This is a genomic window from Algoriphagus resistens (genome assembly GCF_001442615.1).
Lineage (GTDB): Bacteria > Bacteroidota > Bacteroidia > Cytophagales > Cyclobacteriaceae > Algoriphagus > Algoriphagus resistens.
In genome coordinates, this window is the sequence record NZ_LMXN01000012.1 from 188,700 (window position 1) to 210,992 (window position 22,293).

Annotated in this window: 27 protein-coding genes; 18 read left to right on the forward strand and 9 right to left on the reverse strand. The window is 41.4% G+C overall.

Features of this window, described 5'->3' with window-relative positions:
• Positions 1 to 45 precede the first annotated feature (45 nt).
• The gene (locus AS141_RS19315) at positions 46 to 1,701 is read left to right on the forward strand and encodes an alpha/beta hydrolase-fold protein (RefSeq protein WP_057939338.1); all 1,656 of its coding nucleotides are present in this window, start codon (positions 46 to 48) and stop codon (positions 1,699 to 1,701) included.
• Positions 1,702 to 1,759: 58 nt separating this feature from the next.
• Here AS141_RS19315 and AS141_RS19320 read toward each other — a convergent pair whose 3' ends face one another.
• On the reverse strand, positions 1,760 to 2,236 hold the full coding sequence (locus AS141_RS19320; protein ID WP_057939339.1) for a DUF4293 domain-containing protein: 477 nt from the start codon (positions 2,234 to 2,236) through the stop codon (positions 1,760 to 1,762).
• 102 nt (positions 2,237 to 2,338) lie between these two features.
• Here AS141_RS19320 and truA point away from each other — a divergent pair, with 102 nt between their 5' ends.
• From truA to hemE, 6 genes are all read left to right on the forward strand, one after another.
• On the forward strand, positions 2,339 to 3,097 hold the full coding sequence (gene truA, locus AS141_RS19325) for a tRNA pseudouridine(38-40) synthase TruA (RefSeq protein WP_057939340.1): 759 nt from the start codon (positions 2,339 to 2,341) through the stop codon (positions 3,095 to 3,097).
• Positions 3,098 to 3,103: 6 nt separating this feature from the next.
• Positions 3,104 to 4,876: an ABC transporter ATP-binding protein gene (locus AS141_RS19330; protein WP_057939341.1), complete on the forward strand. Its 1,773-nt coding sequence runs from the start codon at positions 3,104 to 3,106 to the stop codon at positions 4,874 to 4,876.
• Positions 4,877 to 4,914: 38 nt separating this feature from the next.
• The gene (locus tag AS141_RS19335; protein ID WP_057939342.1) at positions 4,915 to 5,496 is read left to right on the forward strand and encodes a hypothetical protein; all 582 of its coding nucleotides are present in this window, start codon (positions 4,915 to 4,917) and stop codon (positions 5,494 to 5,496) included.
• A gap of 2 nt (positions 5,497 to 5,498) precedes the next feature.
• Complete coding sequence (locus AS141_RS19340) at positions 5,499 to 6,014, forward strand: hypothetical protein (protein ID WP_057939343.1); 516 nt, start codon at positions 5,499 to 5,501, stop codon at positions 6,012 to 6,014.
• A 78-nt stretch (positions 6,015 to 6,092) separates the two neighbouring features.
• Positions 6,093 to 6,623, forward strand: a complete 531-nt coding sequence (locus AS141_RS19345; protein ID WP_057939344.1) for a hypothetical protein — start codon at positions 6,093 to 6,095, stop codon at positions 6,621 to 6,623.
• Positions 6,624 to 6,733: 110 nt separating this feature from the next.
• Positions 6,734 to 7,756: a uroporphyrinogen decarboxylase gene (gene hemE / locus AS141_RS19350; RefSeq protein ID WP_057939345.1), complete on the forward strand. Its 1,023-nt coding sequence runs from the start codon at positions 6,734 to 6,736 to the stop codon at positions 7,754 to 7,756.
• A 26-nt stretch (positions 7,757 to 7,782) separates the two neighbouring features.
• Here hemE and AS141_RS19355 read toward each other — a convergent pair whose 3' ends face one another.
• Both AS141_RS19355 and AS141_RS26665 read right to left on the reverse strand, forming a co-directional pair.
• Entirely contained in the window at positions 7,783 to 8,595 is an 813-nt protein-coding gene (locus tag AS141_RS19355) for an MOSC domain-containing protein (RefSeq protein WP_232424967.1), read from the reverse strand.
• A gap of 37 nt (positions 8,596 to 8,632) precedes the next feature.
• Positions 8,633 to 8,773, reverse strand: coding sequence for a hypothetical protein (locus AS141_RS26665; protein ID WP_157243538.1), 141 nt, complete (start codon positions 8,771 to 8,773; stop codon positions 8,633 to 8,635).
• 262 nt (positions 8,774 to 9,035) lie between these two features.
• Here AS141_RS26665 and dnaK point away from each other — a divergent pair, with 262 nt between their 5' ends.
• A complete protein-coding gene (dnaK, locus tag AS141_RS19365; RefSeq protein WP_057939347.1) occupies positions 9,036 to 10,961 on the forward strand; it encodes a molecular chaperone DnaK in 1,926 nt (641 codons plus the stop codon).
• A 132-nt stretch (positions 10,962 to 11,093) separates the two neighbouring features.
• Positions 11,094 to 11,468, forward strand: a complete 375-nt coding sequence (locus AS141_RS19370; RefSeq protein ID WP_057939383.1) for a co-chaperone GroES — start codon at positions 11,094 to 11,096, stop codon at positions 11,466 to 11,468.
• A gap of 71 nt (positions 11,469 to 11,539) precedes the next feature.
• On the opposite strand, the gene AS141_RS19375 is transcribed toward AS141_RS19370, so the two are convergent.
• The 6 genes from AS141_RS19375 to rocD all read right to left on the reverse strand — a co-directional run bounded on the left by AS141_RS19375 (position 11,540) and on the right by rocD (position 18,204).
• Positions 11,540 to 11,824, reverse strand: coding sequence for a hypothetical protein (locus AS141_RS19375; RefSeq protein WP_157243539.1), 285 nt, complete (start codon positions 11,822 to 11,824; stop codon positions 11,540 to 11,542).
• Between the two features lie 289 nt (positions 11,825 to 12,113).
• A complete protein-coding gene (locus AS141_RS19380) occupies positions 12,114 to 13,298 on the reverse strand; it encodes a porin (RefSeq protein WP_057939349.1) in 1,185 nt (394 codons plus the stop codon).
• Positions 13,299 to 13,388: 90 nt separating this feature from the next.
• Complete coding sequence (locus tag AS141_RS19385) at positions 13,389 to 14,687, reverse strand: ammonium transporter (RefSeq protein WP_057939350.1); 1,299 nt, start codon at positions 14,685 to 14,687, stop codon at positions 13,389 to 13,391.
• 517 nt (positions 14,688 to 15,204) lie between these two features.
• Entirely contained in the window at positions 15,205 to 16,173 is a 969-nt protein-coding gene (gene hemB, locus AS141_RS19390; protein ID WP_057939351.1) for a porphobilinogen synthase, read from the reverse strand.
• A gap of 3 nt (positions 16,174 to 16,176) precedes the next feature.
• Positions 16,177 to 16,830: an HAD family hydrolase gene (locus AS141_RS19395; RefSeq protein ID WP_057939352.1), complete on the reverse strand. Its 654-nt coding sequence runs from the start codon at positions 16,828 to 16,830 to the stop codon at positions 16,177 to 16,179.
• 138 nt (positions 16,831 to 16,968) lie between these two features.
• Positions 16,969 to 18,204 carry an ornithine--oxo-acid transaminase gene (gene rocD / locus AS141_RS19400; protein ID WP_057939353.1) on the reverse strand — a complete coding sequence of 412 codons (1,236 nt, stop codon included), beginning with the start codon at positions 18,202 to 18,204 and terminating at the stop codon, positions 16,969 to 16,971.
• Positions 18,205 to 18,279: 75 nt separating this feature from the next.
• Between rocD and AS141_RS26915 the strand changes: the two genes are divergently transcribed.
• From AS141_RS26915 to AS141_RS19435, 9 genes are all read left to right on the forward strand, one after another.
• Positions 18,280 to 18,438, forward strand: a complete 159-nt coding sequence (locus tag AS141_RS26915) for a DUF5522 domain-containing protein (protein ID WP_198293587.1) — start codon at positions 18,280 to 18,282, stop codon at positions 18,436 to 18,438.
• A gap of 102 nt (positions 18,439 to 18,540) precedes the next feature.
• Entirely contained in the window at positions 18,541 to 18,783 is a 243-nt protein-coding gene (gene rpmB / locus AS141_RS19405) for a 50S ribosomal protein L28 (RefSeq protein WP_057939354.1), read from the forward strand.
• Positions 18,784 to 18,814: 31 nt separating this feature from the next.
• A complete protein-coding gene (rpmG, locus tag AS141_RS19410; protein ID WP_057939355.1) occupies positions 18,815 to 18,997 on the forward strand; it encodes a 50S ribosomal protein L33 in 183 nt (60 codons plus the stop codon).
• A 37-nt stretch (positions 18,998 to 19,034) separates the two neighbouring features.
• Positions 19,035 to 19,187, forward strand: coding sequence for a DUF4295 domain-containing protein (locus AS141_RS26090; protein ID WP_082632367.1), 153 nt, complete (start codon positions 19,035 to 19,037; stop codon positions 19,185 to 19,187).
• Positions 19,188 to 19,278: 91 nt separating this feature from the next.
• Positions 19,279 to 20,235 (forward strand): signal recognition particle-docking protein FtsY, encoded by a 957-nt coding sequence (gene ftsY, locus AS141_RS19415; protein ID WP_057939356.1) that lies wholly within the window; start codon positions 19,279 to 19,281, stop codon positions 20,233 to 20,235.
• A 117-nt stretch (positions 20,236 to 20,352) separates the two neighbouring features.
• Complete coding sequence (locus AS141_RS19420; protein ID WP_057939357.1) at positions 20,353 to 21,204, forward strand: SPFH domain-containing protein; 852 nt, start codon at positions 20,353 to 20,355, stop codon at positions 21,202 to 21,204.
• A gap of 2 nt (positions 21,205 to 21,206) precedes the next feature.
• Entirely contained in the window at positions 21,207 to 21,695 is a 489-nt protein-coding gene (locus AS141_RS19425; RefSeq protein ID WP_057939358.1) for a hypothetical protein, read from the forward strand.
• Positions 21,696 to 21,698: 3 nt separating this feature from the next.
• Complete coding sequence (locus tag AS141_RS19430) at positions 21,699 to 21,878, forward strand: Arc family DNA-binding protein (protein ID WP_057939359.1); 180 nt, start codon at positions 21,699 to 21,701, stop codon at positions 21,876 to 21,878.
• A gap of 60 nt (positions 21,879 to 21,938) precedes the next feature.
• Positions 21,939 to 22,286, forward strand: coding sequence for a coiled-coil domain-containing protein (locus AS141_RS19435; RefSeq protein ID WP_057939360.1), 348 nt, complete (start codon positions 21,939 to 21,941; stop codon positions 22,284 to 22,286).
• Positions 22,287 to 22,293: the final 7 nt, after the last annotated feature.

Sequence of the window (22,293 nt, forward strand, 5' to 3'; positions counted from 1 at the left end):
CTAAACTCCCGGATCCAGTAATTCACCATTATAGAAATCGAATCCATGACTATTTTAAAATCTGTTTCCCTGTGGATAATTGCTATACTAAGCCTGACTATTAGCAACTATGGCTTCTCGCAGACCCAAATTATAGGAAAAACAATAAGTACAAAAAACAATACGCCTTTGCCCTATGTCAATATTGGAATAAAAGAAAAAAACGTCGGTACTATTTCAAAAGAAGACGGCTCCTTTATTATTGATATTCCAATTGTTAATCAAGATGATACCTTAACCTTTTCTATTGCGGGATATCGAGAAGCCTACCTTTCAGTCAAGGATTTAGTGACGGAAAAAAATGCAATTATAAAATTGGCGGAAAAAACCACCCAACTTGATGAAGTTATAATTACGGGGAGAAAGATGGTTGAAAAAAAGTACGGTATTAAGAGAAGGGGGGCTATTCATTTTACAGATGGAATGTTTAAAAAGGACGACATCTTTGAGATTGGACAGGTAATCAATCTTGGAAATACGGTTGCAAAAATAAATTCTCTTAATCTCCATATTAACTCATTTAGATCTGACAGTGCGGATTTCAGGATTAACTTCTACAGGTTTGATGTTGATGAAAATGTCCCCAAAGAGCGAATAATTGAAAAAAGTATCTTACAAAGACATCCTGTAAAAGAAGGGTGGTTAACCTTCGACTTATCAGATCATAACATTCTTATCAAAGGGGATGTGCTTGTATCCTTAGAATTTATACCTGAAACAGAAAAAGAGGTCAACCAGATAGTTTATGAAGTAAAGCTTGGCGGTTCATCAAAGAGTTTTTTTAGAAAAACAAGCTTGGGCCAATGGATGCGTCCGCCTCATCATTACTGTCTTTATGTGACTGCACTAACAGATAAGAATGCTCCTGATGAACCTGATGATGAAGAAACAACTCCCACTTTTACCTTAAAACCGGAGTTTTCAGAGGAACCTATCAGTTTGTTTGTAAGACTTCCCAAGAATTATTCAAGGAATACTAATCAAACTTATCCAGTGGTCTATCTTCTTGATGGCAATGTTTACTTTGATCAGATTGCCAATTCTGTGGATAACTTCACTAAAAAGAAAAAGATTTCCAACACTCCAATAATTGTCGGAATTGGGTATGAAAACGCTTATATCATGGACTCATTGCGTAACCGTGACTACACCTACCCCGATGCTATTCCCGCAGACAGTTTTAAGGTCAGCGGGGGAGGTGATAAATTCTATCGTTTTATTCGAACAGGGGTTATAAAGCAAATTGATTCAGTGTATAGAACCGACAGAACGAACCGGACCATTATGGGACATTCATTAGGTGGTTACTTTGTATTATATGCTTTAACCCGCCAGGTGACTGGCCCACCGGTTTTTAAGAACTTCGTTGCAGCAAGTCCTTCACTATATTACCATAACAACTATTTGACCAAAGAACTAGGGAATTTCCCATTCTCTAAAAACAATAGTGAGAACATACAATTGTATATGACAATTGGTGAACTTGAAGTATCAGAAAATCAATCTAATAACTTCAAAGATTTATCCCAAAAATTGACTGACAAAACAGCCAATATTCAGACAGAAGTGTATAGCAATCTAGAGCATATGGGGACCGCTATTCCGACATTCGAAAACGGGATATTGTTATTTATGAATAAAAAGAATTTAATCCACAAATAGAATCAGCGAAGCATGTAGCAGTCACAACATACTCCCTGAAGCCCTGGTAACTTTAATCTTATCTAATCCTATCCACTGATTTGATCAGTGCTTCGTCTTTTCTGATAAAGCGATTGGCGAGCATATTACAGACCATGGCTGCCAAAATTGCCCAAAAGCCAATTTGATACTGTCCATTATCTGCTGCAGCCAATTCTTTATTTACACTGTTCGTTGTCAAAAAAACAATGGCCACAAGTCCAACCATAAGCAGGCTATTGACCATGTTGATCATCATTTGCCTACCACGGCTTCTGTATTGAAAGATGGATATAATAGCCAAAAGACCTACAAATGCTGCCAATGCGGCAACATACCAGTTAGAAGAAGATTGAAGGATTTCACCCGAAGAGCTACTTTGCTCTAAAAACAAAGCATTGAGTTTCCAGGTTGCTCCGGAATCTGCTACTTCTTGTACCCAAAGGTCTAAGCCCAAAGTCAATCCCATGGCCACGGCCACCAGGAAAAGAAAAATTGATTGTACGCGCTGGATCATTTCTATCTGATTTTTTGGCAAAGAAAAGGCCTTATGACTTCATTAACAAGGAAAGCAGGTTTCTCTCCATGATTTGATTGGGAATAGTATCTTTGCAGCCGTATGAGTGAGCGTAAAAGATATTTCTTGGACATTAGTTACAAAGGCACCCGATTTCATGGCTGGCAAATCCAGGAAAATGCATTTACTGTCCAAGAGGCCTTGGAAGCCGGACTTTCTACTTACTTCAGACATCCGGTTTCCGTGATGGGAAGTGGGCGTACTGATACAGGAGTCCACGCGAGTATGCAGGTATGCCATTTTGAGTCAAACCAAGAAATAGAAAGAATAAAATTCATCCGGGCCATCAATGGGATTTTGCCAAAGGACATTTCGATTAATTCTATCCGGGAAGTAAAAGCGGATGCACATGCACGCTTTAGCGCTATAAGCAGATCCTACATCTATCGGATAATTTTGCAAAAAAGCCCTTTTCTGGAGGACTATGTCTGGAGACATTACTTCAATCCTGATATAGACCGAATGAATGAGGCCGCCAAAATCCTGTTGGAACACCAGGATTTTGAGTGCTTCAGTAAAGTGCATACGGAGGTGAAACATTTCAGATGTGAAATAAAATCGGCCCATTGGGAACAAAAAGACGGTGAATTGCAATTTCATATAACTGCAAACCGATTTTTGCGTGGAATGGTAAGAGCAATCGTGGGAACGCTCGTCTCTATTGGTTTAGGTAAAATAGAACCTGAAGAGATGCATCAAATCATAGAATCACGAAATCGAATGAAGGCGGGAAAATCAGCCCCTGCATGTGGGCTATTTTTAAGCCATATTGAATATTCAGAAGACATTTATATAGACTAGTTTACCTTGAGCCTAGAACAAGAAAAATCCTCCTCCGGCGAAATCGTCGACTCCAAAGTACTCAGGCAGCTATACGGCTTTGTAAAACCTTACAAAGCACAGTTCTATTTTCTGATCTTTCTTACCGTCGCCCTGGCTGTTTTGGCTCCCACTCGCCCCTATTATATACAGGTGGCTATCGATGATTATGTAGCTGTGGGTGACGCTGCGGGACTTGTAAAAATCATCTATCTCTTAATCGGCCTGATGATTTTGCAGGCTTTCGTTCAGTGGGCCCACACTTTTTATTCAGGCTGGATCGGCCAGGTGATTATCCGGGACATCAGGGTAAAACTCTACAAGCATTTACTAAAGCTTCGCCTGAAATTCTTTGACAACACCCCTATTGGTAGATTGGTCACAAGGAATGTCTCTGATATAGAAACCTTAGCTGACGTATTCTCGGAAGGATTAGCGGCAATCGTTGGAGATTTACTTCAGCTGGTCACTATCCTTGGTGTGATGTTTTACATCGACTGGAAGCTCACGCTGGTGAGTTTGTCCACCTTACCGCTGATGATTATTTCCACTTATGTATTTAAGGAAAAGATCAAGGTGACTTTCAACGACGTAAGGAATGCTGTTTCCAACCTTAACTCCTTTTTGCAGGAGCATATTACGGGAATGAACATTGTAAAGATATTCAATCGGGAAGATCGGGAGTTCGAAAAATTCAAAGAAATAAACAAAGAGCATAGAAGAGCACATATACGCTCGGTGCTTTACTATTCAATTTATTTCCCTGTTGCTGAGATTATACAGGCGATAGGCATTGGTTTGGTCGTTTGGTATGGTGCCGTCGGAGTTTTGGGAATGGATATCGAGATTGGTGTTTTGATCTCCTTCATTATGTATCTACAGCTTTTCTTCAGACCGATTCGTATGATAGCGGATCGATTCAATACACTCCAGATGGGCGTGGTCAGCTCTTCCCGCATCTTCAAACTGCTGGAAAGCGACGAGCATATTGCCAATGAGGGGAATTACAGCCCCGCCAAAGTCAATGGAAATATTAAACTGGAGAATGTCTGGTTTGCTTATGTGGATGAAGATTATGTACTAAAAGACATCAGCTTCGAAGTAGAGTCCGGCCAGACAGTGGCATTAGTAGGTGCTACAGGAGCAGGAAAATCTTCAATAATCAATCTGATTTCAAGATTCTATGAAATCAACAAGGGAAATATTTCTATCGATGGGCATGACATCCGGGAATTTGAACTGGACTCGTTGCGGAAGCACATCGGGGTAGTTCTTCAGGATGTTTTCCTTTTTTCCAATACGATATTTTACAATATCACGTTAGGAAATCCAAGTATCACGCGCGAGCAAGTGATGTACGCGGCAGAACTAGCCGGTGCAAAAAGATTTATAGAAAGGCTTCCTGGAGGATTGGATTACAATGTGATGGAGCGAGGAGCGACACTCTCTGTAGGGCAGCGACAATTGATCTCTTTTGTAAGAGCTATGGTTTACAATCCTGAAATCATAATTCTTGACGAAGCTACTTCATCTGTAGATACTGAGACAGAAGAGCTGATCCAGGAATCTATTGAAACCATGATGATGGGAAGAACATCCATTGTAATTGCCCATAGACTCTCTACTATCCAAAAAGCAGATAAAATCATTGTTCTTCATAAAGGAGAAATTGTAGAAACAGGCACACATGATTCGTTATTGGACCTAGGAGGCTATTACACTCAACTGCATCAAATGCAACTCAAAACTATGGCGATCTAGCCAGCTAGCTGACTTCTATTAAAAAACCCATATATCAAGTGAAATACAGATTAATCACCCTATTGGTATTGTTACCATTCATCAGTTTTGCACAAGAAAGAGGAGCTGGTATCCGGCTTGGCGAACCCCTTTCGATTACCTATAAAGACTTTCTTACAGAATACATTTCCATTGAAGGGATGATCGGAAGTGCAGGTATAAACGGGGCTAGTTACTACCAAAAAGATTTTGAGAGCAATCTGCCTGAACCAAATGCATTTTATATATCCCACAGCGCCAAAAAAGGAATTTCCTTCAATGTGCGTTCTGCATATCATGAGGATATCACCGATATATTTAGCATCACTGAAGGGTACCTGTTGGCATACGGCGGAGCAGGAGTCCAACTGAGGACAACGAAAGTCACTTATGCTTATGCCGATGGACAAAACTCATCGCAGGTGAGGAATGATAGCCGTACCAATGTCGATTTTGGGCCTGAGGCTTTTATCGGTGCCGAGTATTATTTTGACGATGTGCCGATTTCTGTTTTTGGAGAAGCTGGATTTTTTCTCGAATTGATTGACCGAATTGGCCACATCAAAGGGCAGGGCGGAATTGGCGTCCGTTACCTTTTCTAAGAATGAAAAAGATACTGCTAGTAGCTATCGCCGTGTTATCCGTCCTCACTATTGTAGGATATTGGGGTTTTGGGAAATTAGGCGGAAATACTCCTCTTGAAATACAGCTTATCGAAAACAAGCCTGAAAATCTTGTAGGGATAACCTATAGAGGAACTCCTGGAAATAAGGAACTGGCGGAGGTTTTCCAAAAAATGGAAACTCACAAAGGCCTACACCCCGGAAGCCATCTCCATACCATCTATGAAGTGGAGCCTGCCGGAAAACATGATACGCTAGTCGTTTTTGTTGGCATCAATCAAAATCTTCCAATTTCAGACTTGGAGTTTCGCACCTTTGAGAACGAGAACTATTTACTTGCTAAAATAAAAAGCAATAAATGGGTAATGCCAAATCCGGAAACAGTGAAGGAAAAACTGAAGGATTATGCCAAGGAGAATAAACTTGTACTAACGGGCGTTTATATCGATAAAATTATCAACGATAACGAAGTTCAGGTCATTGCACCTATCAAGTGAAAAGTTGTTAAGGATTTTTATCCAACCATTTAATGGCACAATTCGTGAAAACCTCATACTGATCTTAAAAACTACGCTATGAAAAATATCAACTTATTAATTTTGGCTCTATTTGGGATGTTCGTATTCCAGGCATGTGAAGGACCTCAAGGGCCACAAGGCGTACCCGGGGAACCAGGAACCAACATAGTAGGCACGACTTACGAAGTGGAAGTTGACTTTACTGCCGAAGATGATTACGGCGCGTTCTTTGATTTTACTGAACCTTTAGTCGATGGAGATGTAGTATTGGTCTATATGCTAGAGGAGAATCCCATAGAACTAGAAACTTATGGCTGGAGGCTTTTGCCCCAGACTTTCTATATTGGCAATGAGATTTTAGTGTACAATTTTGATTATACATTAGATGACTTTAGCATCTTCATGGACAATTCGCCGATAGATTTCTCCACCTTAGATCCCTATTATACCACTGGCGTCACATTTAGAGTGGTTGTGCTTCCATCAGATCTAGCCAATGCCCGAGTGGATTTCACGGATTATGAAGGAACTATGGATCTTCTGAATATTTCAGAGGAAGACTTCGTAAAACTGGAGCCAAAGAAATAAATTCCCCTAAACCAACTGATTACCACAGGCTGGATCATTGATTCTTCATTGATCCAGTTTTTTTATGTGCTTATTTTACCTGCCAAAAATAATTTGGAGCTTATCTTTGCATCATGTTGAAAAACGACCTCCTACTTCGTGCCGCCAAAGGCGAACCAATAGAAAGAACTCCAGTTTGGCTGATGCGCCAAGCCGGGAGAATTTTACCTGAATACAGAAAAGTAAGAGAAAGTGTCAGCGGATTCATTGAGCTTGCGCAGACTCCCGAACTTGCTGCTGAGGTGACTATACAGCCGGTCGATCTATTGGGAGTAGATGCCGCTATTATTTTTTCAGACATTTTGGTAATCCCCGAAGCGATGGGATTACCTTATGAAATGGTAGAAAAAAGAGGCCCGTTTTTCCCCAATACCGTACGATCAGAAGCCGATCTAAAGAAATTGCATCTCTCTGACGGGACAGAACTCCGGTATGTGACCGATGCTATTAGTATCACCAAAATAGCTTTGAATGGCCGGGTACCACTGATTGGATTTGCGGGTGCGCCCTGGACTATTTTTTCCTACATGGTGGAAGGACATGGCAGCAAGACATTCTCTACTGCCAGAGAAATGCTTTATACGCAACCGGCATTTTCCCATAAGTTGCTCCAGCTGATCACTGATAGCACCATCAATTACCTAAAGGCTCAGATCGAAGCAGGAGCACAATTGGTTCAACTATTTGACAGTTGGGCGGGAATTTTGGGGCCTAAGCAATACTTGGAATTTTCTTTACCCTATATATCACAGATCTGTGATGCCATAACCACAGTTCCAAAAACCGTATTTGCCAAAGGGGCATTCTTTGCAAGAGAGGAAATGGGGAAATTGAACTGCGAGACGATCGGTCTGGATTGGAATATGGGAATTGCAGAATCAAGAACATTGATTGGTTTGGATAAAACATTACAGGGAAATCTTGATCCTGCTGCCCTGTACGGTACTGCCGATCAGGTGCGGGAAGCGACTATCGAGATGATGGAACAATTCCGGGGTACCAGACACATTGCCAATCTTGGTCATGGAGTATATCCGGATATTAACCCTGAAATGGTCAAAGTCTTTATCGAGACAGTGAAAGCGTTTAAATAATTTAAGGAGCTGCTGTGCTCCTTAAATTATTTAAATACTGGCTTAATTTCATCTCCGACTTTTATAACCCCGTCTGATACTGCGACCATATTTTGTCCAAAAAGTATTTTGTTCCCCATTTTCCTGTAGGTAGCCAAAGTTTTCAGAGGCTCAGCAGTCTTAATGCCAGTACCTTGGTCAACAGTAGTCATTATACAGCGGGCACAGGGTTTTATTATCTGAAAGTCCACCCCGCCGATTTGTATTTTCCTCCAAGAATCCTCTACAAAAGATTCTCCACCCGAAAAGACAATATTTGGCCGAAAACGGTCCATAGGTACAGGAACTTCTAATCGGGAGTTAAGATCTGTCAGGGAACTTTGACCGATGAGCAAATAGGGCATTCCATCTGCAAAGCTCACTGATTCTCCATTCACAGCATACCTTGGATCTACTTTCCTCTCCATAGAATCAGGCATTTTTACCAAACGAACAGTCACTCCAAGCTTTTTGCTAAACCATCGATCAATTTGGGGACTGACCAATTGAGCCGGCATCTCATCATCCCAGACTGTCACCGAAGGTATTTCATTACCTTCTGCATTAAAAGGAATATGGATCAAATCGTCAGGCTCCGATAGATGATAAACAGAAAGTGAGTCTGTGCCTATCTCCACATGCAGCATCGCCATAAGCGGAAAGGTGCGCTGTGAGATAAATCTACCTGACTCATCAATGAGCATCCATCTACGGTCAAGCTCAAAACCCCTTTCCTCCACTTCAGCTTCAGCAACACGTATTCCTGCAAGCGACTTGATCGGATAAATGTACAAGTCTTGAACAATCAGAGAATCTAGCATGTACCAAAAATAAGTCTCTGTCCCGGAAATTCTTATTTCACAGAAAAAAATTTCCGACCTCAGGAATCAGCTCTTTCAGAAATCCCCACACAGAATGCACTAATTCCAATTCCCTGTTGGCAGTAAGAATCCCCATTCCCAGCAAAATCGCCAGACTCCATCGGCATCTTTCTTTCATATTTTCCTTTAAAAAAAGTTTCATTCTACTAGATAGATGCAGTAGCCGGACAAATGGTTGCAACGAAGTACATGTTTTTCTATAAACTGTCAGTTTGGAGATTTCATCCGAACGGAAAAATGACACTTCAGTATTTTTCTTATGCTTTTCATGTCAACTTTTCTGCCAATGTGACACAAATCTCTCTAAAATCCCGGATGGCACATCCATTGAAGAAAGGGAGAAAGAGCATCAATTTGAAATAACTTAAAAACATATAATCATGGGAAAAATCATAGGCATTGACTTAGGAACAACCAACTCCTGCGTGGCAGTGATGGAAGGTAACGAACCTGTAGTCATTCAAAACAGTGAGGGAAGAAGAACCACACCTTCTATTGTGGCTTTCCTTGACAACGGAAATGGCGAGCGCAAAGTAGGTGATCCTGCCAAACGTCAGGCGATTACCAACCCCGCCAACACCGTTTCTTCAGTCAAAAGATTTATGGGTAAAAAATTCTCTGAAGTTTCGGAAGAGAAAAAACACGCCTCATACAAAGTAGAAAAAGGATCCAATGACACGATCGCAGTGAAGATTGGTGACAGATCATATACTCCGCAAGAACTTTCTGCAATGATCCTTCAGAAAATGAAGACTACTGCGGAGGATTTCTTGGGGCAGACAGTCACTGAAGCAGTGATCACTGTGCCTGCTTACTTCAACGATTCAGAGCGCCAGGCGACCAAAGAAGCCGGCCAAATTGCTGGTCTTGAAGTGAAGCGTATCATCAACGAGCCGACTGCAGCAGCTTTGGCATATGGGATGGATAAAAAGCATCAGGACATGAAAATCGCTGTGTATGACCTTGGTGGTGGTACATTTGATATTTCAGTACTGGAGCTTGGCGACGGGGTTTTCGAAGTAAAATCCACTAACGGTGATGTACACCTAGGTGGTGATGACTTTGACCAAGTGATCATGAACTGGTTGGCTGAAGAGTTCAAATCTGAGGAGCAAATTGATCTTAGACAAGATCCAATGGCACTTCAGCGGTTGAAAGAAGCTTCTGAAAAAGCAAAAATCGAGCTTTCCAGCTCTGCTTCTACTGAGATCAACCTGCCTTATATTACTGCTACCCAAACCGGACCAAAGCACTTGGTAAGAACATTGAGCAGAGCAAAATTTGAGCAACTTTCTGAAGATCTGGTAAGAAGATCCATGGAGCCTTGTAAGAAAGCTTTGGCAGACGCTGGCTTGAGTCCTTCAGATATAGATGAAGTGATTTTGGTAGGTGGTTCTACAAGAATCCCTAAAATCCAGGAAGAAGTTGAGAAATTCTTCGGCAAGAAACCTTCTAAAGGCGTAAACCCTGACGAAGTAGTAGCTATTGGAGCCGCCATTCAAGGTGGTGTATTGACCGGTGAAGTGAAAGATGTTCTTCTATTGGACGTTACTCCGCTTTCTCTAGGTATCGAAACAATGGGTGGGGTATTGACCAAATTGATCGAGGCAAATACTACTATCCCTACCAAGAAATCTGAAACATTCTCTACTGCTGCGGACAACCAGCCAGCTGTGGATATTCATGTTCTTCAAGGTGAAAGACCAATGGCTAAGGACAACAGAAGCATCGGTAGATTCCAGCTTTCTGATATCCCGCCTGCACAAAGAGGCGTGCCTCAAATCGAAGTAACTTTCGACATCGATGCCAACGGTATCCTAAACGTATCTGCAAAAGACAAAGGAACCGGCAAAGAGCAGAAGATCAAAATAGAGGCCTCTTCAGGACTTTCTCAGGAAGAAATCGACAGAATGAAGTCTGAAGCGGAAGCAAATGCAGCTTCTGATAAAGCTGAAAAAGAGAAAATCGATAAGATGAATCAAGCAGATAGCTTGGTGTTCCAGACTGAAAAGCAATTGAAAGAATACGGAGATAAACTTTCCGAAGGAAACAAAACTGCAATCAGCTCGGCTTTAGAAACCTTGAAAACTGCTCATCAGTCCCAAAACCTTGAAGGGATAGATTCAGCAATGGAAGGATTGAATAAAGCTTGGGAAGCTGCTTCTACAGAAATGTACAATGCTGCCGGAGCAGAAGGAGCAGGCGCCCAAGGTGCTGATCCAAATGCTGGCGCAGCTTCTTCTGAAGCTGGTGACGGAGTCTCTGATGTCGACTACGAAGAAGTAAGTGAAGAAGAAAAAAAATAATAGCTAAAAGCTGAACCAATTCAAAATGGCATCTGTGTAAAAGCAGATGCCATTTTAGTTTCAGAGCCGGGTACAAAGATTTTGGAATTGTTGTTCTTCGCTCTTACATCCCAATCTCAAAACATCATGTCCATACAATTGACTTCTGACAATAAATTAAAGAAACTCATCATAGTTGGTGACCGGGTTTTAATACGCCTGAAAAAGCCCAATGAAAAAACCGGATCAGGATTATACCTGCCTCCTGGTGTCCAGGAAAAAGAAAAGGTACAACAGGGCTATATAATCAAAGCTGGACCCGGATACCCAATCCCGGTAGCTTCCGAAGATCACGAACCTTGGATGGATACTGAAGAGAAGGTGAAATACGTTCCGCTTCAGGCCAAAGAAGGAGATCTCGCAATATTCCTGCTTTCCGGAGCTCATGAGGTGATTTACGAAGGCGATAAGTACTTCATCGTGTCCCAAGGAGCTATACTAATGCTCGAAAGAGAACAGGATCTTTAAATGAGAAAAGCCCGGAATTGCTTCCGGGCTTTTCTCATTTAAGCTTATTAATTATCCGCAGGAAAGAAAAATCAATCCTTCCATACTTTTTTGTTTTTGGCTTTAGGACCTTTCAGCGGCTGCTCTTTTCTCACAAACACAGTTTTGGTTGTTACATCTTCTCCTTGCCACACCTTCTTATTTTTGGCAGCCGGACCTTTCGCCTCAGCTGGCTCGGAATAAAACTGCAAAGCAGAGGCATGGGCGACCCTTTCTGCCGGCGTGGCATTTTTAGCTTTGGGACCTTTCAAGGTAGACTGAGAGAACGCTACCGATGCGGACAACATAATCGCAAATACTAAGACTGTCTTTTTCATAACAAGTATATTTTACACTTACTATTCTATACTTGCGAAACAGAAAAATGTTACACTAAATCAGTACTTAATGTATATTTTTTGACAAATGATAAAATTATATTTTCCAAATTATAAATAAACTTATTTTTTACTGTTTATTTTAGAACCTAAAATTCAGCTCTAAACAGAGTTTCACATAAGTTACGGTCCCTGTAGACCCTACTTTATAACAATAATATAGGCAAAATAAAAAACCGGGATGAAAATCATCCCGGCTTTAGATTAACAATAGACCCTGTTTATATTTTTAGAAAGCAAATACTGCTGCCAGCATAAATGACGCTAGGCTCTTTGAATCGTTCAAATCATTATCCTTAAAGAAGTCCTCACTCATAGAGTCCAATCTCAACTCAGGAATAATCGTCAGATTTTTATTTATTCTCAGGTTACCAGAAAGTGTCGTAGCAAAGACATTGCCATCACCAGCTCCATTTAACCCTACAACTTCATCCAGCCCTCCATTGAATACACTGAAGTATTCTCCCCGAAGACCGATGGAAAACATTTCAGAAGTAGTAGCCTGCAAATATCCTGCAACCCCAAAAAACCCAGCTCCATCACCATCGGCATCCTGAACAGCCGAACCTGTGTAGAACTCACCCGCTGAAGTCGTATTATATGTCGTGTTTAGACCTAAATAGATTGTCTCTGATAAATCAACACCAGCCGTCAAATCAACTTGGAATGTATTTCCCATGGACGCCTGATCTACATCCAGAGATCCATCGTCTTCTAGTTTACCGTCCTGATCGCCATATACGAAGTTCAGATATGCACTACCTGCGTCAGCAGAGTAGCCTAATTGGGCACCTAGAGTATACGTTCCCGCTATATTGAATTCCGTCATATCGGTAGGATTCATCACAGCGGCCATCAATGACCAGTTGTCCGAAAGTGCAAAATCTGCTTTTAACCCTGTATGGGAGAATGGCCCATAGGAGAACATATAGGAAGTGGAATAATTAAAATTACCTGTTGGGGAAATCACCTCATAACCCAGAAATGTATTGAAGTTACCCATGGTCAAAGTCACCACATCATTCACATTCCAGTACACATAAAGTTGATTCACAATCTGCGAACTGCCCGCCATTCCTCCAGCGTACATTGGGGATCCAAAAACAGCATCTTCCCCTCTAGGGCCAAATACCAAGTCAGCTACCGCTCCCACTTTCTCACCTTGGTAAGTGGCAATAATATTTGCCATACCCAATGAAAAGCCCGGAAGGTTGCCAAAGGAACTGGCAGGGGCCTGAAAATCTTCTCCCTTATTCGGGCCATTGAAGTTTGTTCTGAAATAGGCATCTACAGAACCTGAGAAGGTTAATTTAGAAGGTTCACTTTCTTCTTCGACAATGATGACTTCCTGCGCAAGACTCATGAAAGATACTGATAACAGTAGCGCAAGTATGGATAGTTTAATTTTTTTCATGTTAGAATAAATAATGGTTTATAATAGGATTGATCAAATAAAACCTGCCAGGGAAAGAGCCTTCCCCGGACAGGGAAATGTTTTTATAGACTATTCGTCGTACACAATGGTATAGCCTCGGATTCCATGCTCATGTGAATCCAATCCACTACGCTCATGCTCCTCAGAGACCCGAATGCCCATTGTCTTTTTAAGGATAAAGAAAATCAGGAATGCCGCAGCGAATGCCGTAACCCCACATATTGCCACCCCTGTAAGCTGCGTTAAGAACGTGTGGTCAGGATTGGTAGAAAAAATACCTACTGCCAATGTCCCCCATATTCCACAAGAAAGGTGAACCGACACCGCACCGACTACATCATCAAGCTTCAGCCAATCAAGCAAGACAGCAGAATACACTACCAGTATTCCCGCCACAAAGCCCACAAACACAGCAGCCAGCGGATTGATCACGTCAGCACCTGCTGTAATGCCTACAAGACCGGCAAGCACACCGTTCAGAACCATACCAAGATCCAAACGCTTGAAGACCAAGTTCCCTGCAAGAAAACCTCCGATCCCCCCTGCACATGCGGCAAGACAGGTAGTAACCAAGACAAACGATACTAATGCAGGGTCTGCAGACAGGACCGAGCCACCGTTAAACCCAAACCATCCTAACCAGAGCAAAAACACACCAATTACCGCCAGTGGAACACTTGCCCCTGGCTTATCGACAGTCTTTCCGTTCACATATTTACCGATTCTAGGCCCAACTAAAATTACTCCTGCAAGCGCTCCCCATCCACCTACTGAGTGAACTAAGGTACTTCCGGCAAAATCATAGAAGCCCATCGCATCCAATGCACCTCCACCCCATTTCCAACTTCCGATCAGTGGATACACAATGCCTACATAAATCAGGGTAAACACGAGATAAGCCCACAATTTTACACGCTCGGCGATAGCTCCGGAAACAATTGTAGCGGCTGTAGCTGCAAACATTGCCTGAAATAAGAAATCAGTCCAATAGGTGTATCCTCCATCAGCGTAACCAGAAGTCACATCTGCATCCCCAGGGGAGAACCAGAACATATTCCATCCCGAGGCATCAAAACCAAACCAGCCAGGAACCTCAAACCCAGGATACATAAGGTAAAACCCTACAAACGCATAGGATAAAATGCCTATGATTGGAGTGATCGTATTTTTAAACAGGATGTTTACCGTGTTTTTGGCTTGGCCAAACCCTGCTTCTACACCAGCAAACCCCAGGTGCATAATAAAGACCAGGGCGGTGGAGAGCATCATCCAAACATTGTTTGTCGTGAGGATATTTTGCGAGATCTCAGCAGACAAATCCATTGTGGCGGCCACATCTTGGGCCAGCAGCGTTGCGAAATACTTCATAGGTTAGATATAGTTAAAGAACAATTTTCAGAATTTACGATAGGTTTCAGAGACTTTGCTTGAATCGAATGTAATTATATTATTCCTAAAAAAACAAATCAGTTTTTACAATTATTGTATTGAAAACCAATTTTTAATATAAAAATTAATCCAAATTTTACATTTTTTGCAAAAAAATGAACAAATCAAGTAGATTTATAAACTAGTTGTATTGAAAAATATTATTTGGTCAATAGGTATAATATTTGTTCCACATGATACTCATAAGGACAATTCAAAACTTTCCTGGAAATCAGACGGCCTATTTGAAATAATATTCTATAAATTCAGAAAAAACAGATTTATAAGTAAACCCTTTCTTTTTACGAAAAATATAAATTTTTAAAAATTGGCACTTTTTTACGCCAATGAACCAAAAAAATATAAAATTTTGATGCCAACGGGTAAAAATAAAACCCTTCGACGCAAAAAAAAGACCAGACGAGTCTGGTCTTACATTAAAAAAGATCTGTATTCACTATTTACTCAAATTTGCATATTCTTTGGCAAAATACGTAAGAATAACCTTCGCCCCTGCACGCTTTATACTCAGCAATATTTCAAGTATGGCTCTATCGTTGTCAATCCATCCTCTTTCTGCTGAAGCCTTCACCATACTATACTCACCCGACACATTATAAGCAGCAATTGGCAACGGGAAATTCTCCTTTAGAAGCCTGATAATATCCAAATAAGAGAGCGCCGGCTTTACCATAAGAAAATCCGCCCCCTCTTCTGTATCCAAATCGCCTTCGACTAGTGCCTCCTGAGAGTTTGCCGGATTCATCTGATAGGTCTTTTTATCACCAAACTTAGGAGCGGAATCCAATGCATCCCGAAAAGGCCCATAAAATGCGCTTGCGTATTTGGCAGTGTATGACATAATAGACGTATCCGTATATCCATTTTCATCCAATATTTCACGGATATACCCAACTCGCCCATCCATCATATCCGAGGGGCCGATGATATCGACTCCTGCATCTGCTTGGGCAAGTGACATCCGGGCCAAAATTTCCAACGTCTCATCGTTTAAGATCTTCCCGTCCTTCACAAGTCCATCATGGCCATCACTACTGTATGGATCCATTGCCACATCAGACATGAGGCAAACCTCAGGAAATTGCTTCTTGATTTCACGAAGTGCCTTTAGGTAAAAAGTCTCGGGGTTATAACTTTCTGAGGCAATTGTATCTTTCAAGCTGTCAGGATAGGCCGGAAACACATCGAAAGCCTGAATCCCCAATTTTAAACAGCTTTCTATTTCGCTGAGCATGGTATCAATGGAGTACCTATATATATTAGGCATGGAATCAATTGCTACTTTCTTCTTTACACCATCCACCAGAAACATGGGGAAGATGAGATCTTTGACAGAAAGACTAGTCTCCTCCACTAGATTTCTCACCGCTTCGGATTTTCGATTTCTTCTAGGTCTTCTTAGCATGATTTAATTGAAAAGTTGTTGAATATGGACAAGATCAAGGTTTTTATAATCCTCTATATATAAGTCACAGCTTGGCAACTCCTCTTTAGTGTGACTCGAAAGCACACCTACCACTCGCATCCCTGCGTTTAAACCTGCAGTAGCACCAGAAAAGGAATCTTCAAACACCAGGCAATTTTCAGGCTTCACCCCTAGTTTTGCAGCGCTTTTCAGGTAAACTTCCGGATCAGGTTTATGCTTAGCGACATCTTCAGAAGCAAGTTGCGACTGCATTTGATATCCAATTCCCAAAGTACCGATAATCAAATCAAGATTTGCCTTAGGGGCAGAAGTTGCCACGGCCGTAAGCAAGTCTGCTGATTTTAGCTTTTCAAAAAACTCCATAAAGCCGGAAATCGGATCAACTTCAGCTTTATATATTTCCCTAAACAACCCTTCTTTCTCATCTTCAAGCAATGCCAGTTCCTCCCCTTCTATTTTCCTTCCAAGGAAATGGCTCAGGATATAACCATTGTTCTTCCCATACATATGTTCTGCATACTCAGCTTCAGTGGGATTAAGGTTTCGCTTTGCGAAAAAGTGCTGAAATGCAATGGAATGAAATGGATTGGTATGACAAATCACACCGTCCATATCAAAAATGACCGCTTTTAACATGTCTTGGTTTAGTTTTATTAATGATGCAAAACTAAGCATAAGACAACAAAAAAGCCTCCCTGGTTCCAGAAACACGGGAGGCCAATAGAAGATAATATCCTTACTTAATCCTTAGACCCTTAGAATCCTCCCTACGCCTCACTGTTCAAAATCCATTAGGGTTGATTCTATTATATCGCAACACTCGTGGAGCTGCTCTTCAGTCATTACCAAAGGCGGCGCAAATCGGATGATGTTGCCATGAGTAGGTTTTGCCAGCAATCCATTGCCTTTCAAAGCAACGCAAATATCCCATGCCGTGCTGCTTTCTTCAGTATCATCGATCACTACAGCATTGAGTAGGCCTTTGCCCCTGACCAACTCCAGGAGATCTGATTTCTCCACCAGTTTTTGCATCCTCATTCTAAATAGATTTCCAAGTTTCTCCGCATTTTCCGCAAGCTTCTCATCCTTCACTACTTCCAGCGCTGTCATTGCAACACGAGCCCCCAGGGGATTGCCCCCGAAAGTAGACCCATGCTGGCCCGGCTTGATCACATTCATCACCGCATCATCTGCCAAAACCAAGGACACCGGATAAAATCCACCGGAAACTGCTTTTCCCAGAATCAGAATATCAGGTCTGACATTTTCGTGGTCTACTGCCAGCATTTTTCCCGTGCGGGCTATCCCTGTCTGTATTTCATCTGCGATAAATAAAACATTCTTTGCCTCACAGGCAGCTTTTGCTTCTTTCAAATAACCTGGCGTAGGCACATACACACCAGCTTCACCCTGAATAGGCTCTACTAAAAACGCCACTACATCAGGATCTTCCAGAATTGTCTTTAAGGCATAACTATCATCAAATGGGATCTTGACAAATCCTGCTGTATAAGGACCGAAGTTTTTACGCGCATTCTCATCGTTGGAGAACGAGATGATTGTCGTTGTCCTTCCATGAAAGTTATTCTCTGCCACGACTATCTTGGCACGGTTCTCCTCCACTCCCTTTTTTTCATATCCCCATTTTCTCGCGATTTTAATAGCTGTCTCCACACCTTCAGCCCCGGTGTTCATGGGAAGGACTTTGTCAAAACCGAAATAATCTGAAATATACTTTTCAAAGGGCCCAAGCACATCATTGTGAAAGGCTCTGGAAGTCAAGGTCAAGGTGCCGGCCTGCTCAATTAAAGCCTCCTTAATACGGGGATGACAGTGCCCCTGATTAACTGCCGAGTAAGCAGACAAAAAATCATAATAACGCTTTCCTTCTACATCCCAAAGAAAGACTCCCTCTCCCCTTGCCAGAACTACTGGTAGTGGGTGATAATTATGCGCACCATAGTTATCTTCTAATTCTATTGCTTGCTTACTGGAAGTGATAGTCTGCATGTTTTTTGTAATTTTGTATACTATATAATAAGGAGTCGTCCAAGACCAAATATAGCAATTGCCTTTGCCCTAACCATGAAAGATCCCAAGAAGCCTCTTCCTATTCCAACATTGATCGAGGAAGACTTTTATTTCAATGAGCAAGGATTGATGGTCTTCACCGAAAAATACCACTTAAAACGTGGGTATTGCTGCGGGAGCGGATGCAAACACTGCCCCTATCCAAAAGCCTGAGATAAAAGGGAATATTTTTGAAATGCTTTGTTGCAAATCCCCGAAAAGTTCCGATATTTGCAGACTCATTACAGAAACGGATACAATTTACTATACATTACCATGGCAAAAGTTTGTGACATTACCGGAAAAAGACCTCGAGTAGGTAACAACGTCTCCCATGCAAACAACAAAACTAAGCGTAGGTTCTACCCAAATCTTCATAAGAAGACGTTCTACGTTCCAGAAGAAGATGCATGGATCACTTTGAAAGTTTGTACTAAGGCATTGAAGACTATCAATAAGAAAGGTATCACTGCGGTTTTGAAAGAAGCACAGGATAACGGGATGATTGTAATCAGATAATCAAGGTCACGACCCTAAAATCAATACAAAGATGGCTAAGAAAGGCAACAGAGTACAAGTGATTATGGAATGCACAGAGCATAAAGCTTCTGGCCTGCCAGGTACTTCAAGATATATCACTACTAAGAATAGAAAAAATACGACCGAAAGATTGGAATTGAAAAAATTCAACCCAATCATGAAGAAAGTAACTGTTCATAAAGAAATTAAGTAATCTAGCTCGGAAGCAATTCCGTTAAAACGACAAGACCATGGCTAAGAAAGTAGTAGCAACCCTTAAAAAAGAAGGTGGCGTGTCTTACGCCAAAGTTATCAAAGCGGTAAGATCTGAGAAGACAGGCGCTTATACCTTCAGAGAAGAGATGGTTCCTTCCCCTTTGGTACAGGAAACCTTGAAAAAATAAGTTGTACCTCACAACATAAGGCATTCTAGTCCCTCTGTCCATCGGTCAGCAGGGACTTTTTCGTTATATTCCACTTTTAAAACGCACAAGCATGGGAATCTTTGGTTTCTTTTCAAAAGATAAGAAAGAAAGCCTCGATCAAGGCCTTCAGAAATCAAGCGAAAACATTTTCACTAAACTCAGTAAAGCCGTAGTCGGAAAGTCTAAAGTGGACGATGAGGTTTTGGATGAATTGGAAGAAATTCTAATCACCTCAGATGTGGGAGTAGACACCACGATCAAAGTAATCCGTAGAATCGAAGAACGGGTAGCCAGAGACAAATATGTCAATACTGCCGAGCTGGATGTTATTCTGAAAGAAGAGATTGAAAACCTGCTCAAAGAGAACAATTCGCAAGACCTACTGGACTTTGATTTACCTGAAGGCAAAAAACCATATGTAATTATGGTAGTAGGCGTAAACGGGGTGGGAAAAACTACCACCATCGGAAAACTTGCCAATCTCTTCCATACGGCAGGAAAGTCTGTAATTTTAGGCGCAGCCGATACTTTTAGAGCTGCTGCGGTAGACCAGTTGATCCTTTGGGGTGAGCGCGTGGGCGTGCCGGTGGTTTCCCATGGCATGAATACCGATCCAGCTTCCGTAGCATTTGATGCGGTAAAGCAGGGAGTGGATTCTAATGCTGATGTGGTAATCATCGATACTGCAGGACGGCTTCACACCAAGGTAAACCTGATGAATGAGCTGGGAAAAATTAAACGCGTTATGCAGAAATTTATTCCTGATGCCCCCCACGAGATCCTGCTGGTGTTGGATGGCTCCACAGGACAAAATGCCTTTATCCAGGCAAAAGAATTTACCAAAGTAACTGAAATAACCTCCCTTGCCATCACCAAACTTGATGGAACTGCCAAAGGTGGGGTAGTAATAGGTATATCAGACCAATTTAAAATCCCAGTAAAATACATTGGTGTTGGAGAAAAAATGACTGACCTACAGATATTTAACCGTAAGGAATTTGTTGATTCACTCTTCAAGAAAAAGTAAATTGAAAATTCATTAACAAATACCCCGACACCCTCGGGGTATTTTTTTTACCAAAACTTGAACTTATTCCAAATTTTTCCGTAATTCATTATGATATCATTTTAACATCATAATAACATGGAAAAGGTAACAAAACCAATGTCGGGATATTTCATGATCCTGGTCGCTCTTGGGCTTATCATTTTTGCGATAGTACTTTTTATCAAGCAAATCATGATAGTAGTCGGTATTTTATCAGTAGTGGCAGCACTAATCTGTCTTGGAGGATTCTTTATCGTAGAACCGAATAAATCTATGGTTTTATTGCTCTTTGGTGATTACAAAGGAAGTGTAAAAACCAATGGATTTTATTGGGTTAATCCTTTCATGACAAAAAAGAAAATATCACTCCGGGTGAGAAACTTTGAAAACAAGCCTGTAAAAGTCAACGACAAAATCGGTAACCCGGTAATGATCGGAACTATTGTGGTATGGCAGGTCCAAGACACATTCAAGGCGACTTTTGACGTAGATGATTATGAGAACTTTGTCCATTTACAATCTGATGCGGCTATTCGAAAGATGGCCGGCCTTTATCCCTACGATAACTTTGAGGCAGAGGAAGCAGAAATCACCTTAAGATCCGGGGTAGAGGATGTAAACCATTCCCTAGAGCAAGAAATCAGTGAGCGTCTCCATCATGCGGGAATAAAAGTAATCGAAGCGAGAATATCCCATTTGGCATACTCTTCAGAAATCGCATCTGCTATGCTCCAAAGACAACAGGCCACTGCAATTGTGGCAGCCCGGCAAAAGATCGTAGAAGGCGCAGTCGGAATGGTAGAAATGGCTTTAGCAGATCTTAAGCTTAAAGAAATCATAGAATTTGACGATGAGAAAAAAGCGGTAATGGTTTCCAATTTAATGGTAGTCCTTTGCTCAGACAAGAGCGCCAGCCCAGTCCTAAATGTCGGGACATTGAATCAATAGCTATGGCAAACCGGGTTTTCAAAGAAAGTCAATCATACGCTGGCACCTGGGTAATGTATTTTTTAATCCTGGTGGAAGCCCCTACCCTAATTTTGCTTATTGTACTTTATTTCACCAGTGAGGACAAGCTGGAGATGGCTATCGCGCTTGGGGTAGTATCCAGCACAATGGCTCTACTTTTGATTTTGCTCTTCACTATCAGATTGGAGACACGAATTGATGATAAAGAAATTTCAATCCGCTACCTGCCATTTATCCGAAAATGGAAGAAATACGCTAAACCCCAGGTTAAATTCTGGGAAGTATCAAATTACCAGCCTGTGATGGATTATGGTGGATGGGGAATCAAAGGTAATAAGACCACCAGAGCCTATACCGTTCTGGGAAGCGAAGGGCTTCTTTTGGATGTAGGAGAAAAGAAAAAAATCAGAATTGGAACCATGAAAGCCAAAGAATTACAAGCTTTCATGGAAAGTTGGATGGAGGAATAAGTTATGTCAAAAAAGAAAGCATTTGCACTGAGATTGGATGAAAACATGATGAAAGCCATCGAGAAATGGGCTGCAGATGAATTTCGTAGTACCAATGGGCAACTTGAGTGGATCATCAGAGAAGCGCTAAAGAAATCAAATCGACTTCCGAGAGAAGATAAGTCTAAGACAGACACAGAATAAACTTTCTAAACGAAAGAGCGTTTACTCTTTAAACAGTAACAGAATAAATCACCAAAAAATATGAGAAAATTACTAGTAACAATTTTTCTTCTGGGCGGACTGACTTACCTCTCTTCTGCTGAAGCCTTAGCACAAGAAGTAAGCACTACTGTGGTAGACGCCAAGGTTCAGGAAAAAGTCGAAAAAGCCAAGGCTCAGTTGGAAAAATACCAGGAAGACCAAGAAAAAGTTTTAGAGAAACGTCAGGATTTACAAGAAGATTTCGATAAGAAAAAAGCCGCCGGAAAACTATCTCCAAATGACATCGAAAAAATGACCAAGAAAATTGACAAACAGACTAAGTCACTGGAGAAGCTGGAGAAAAAGATGGGCAAGCTGAATGAATACATCAGCGAGAATTCTTTTTGATATTTTA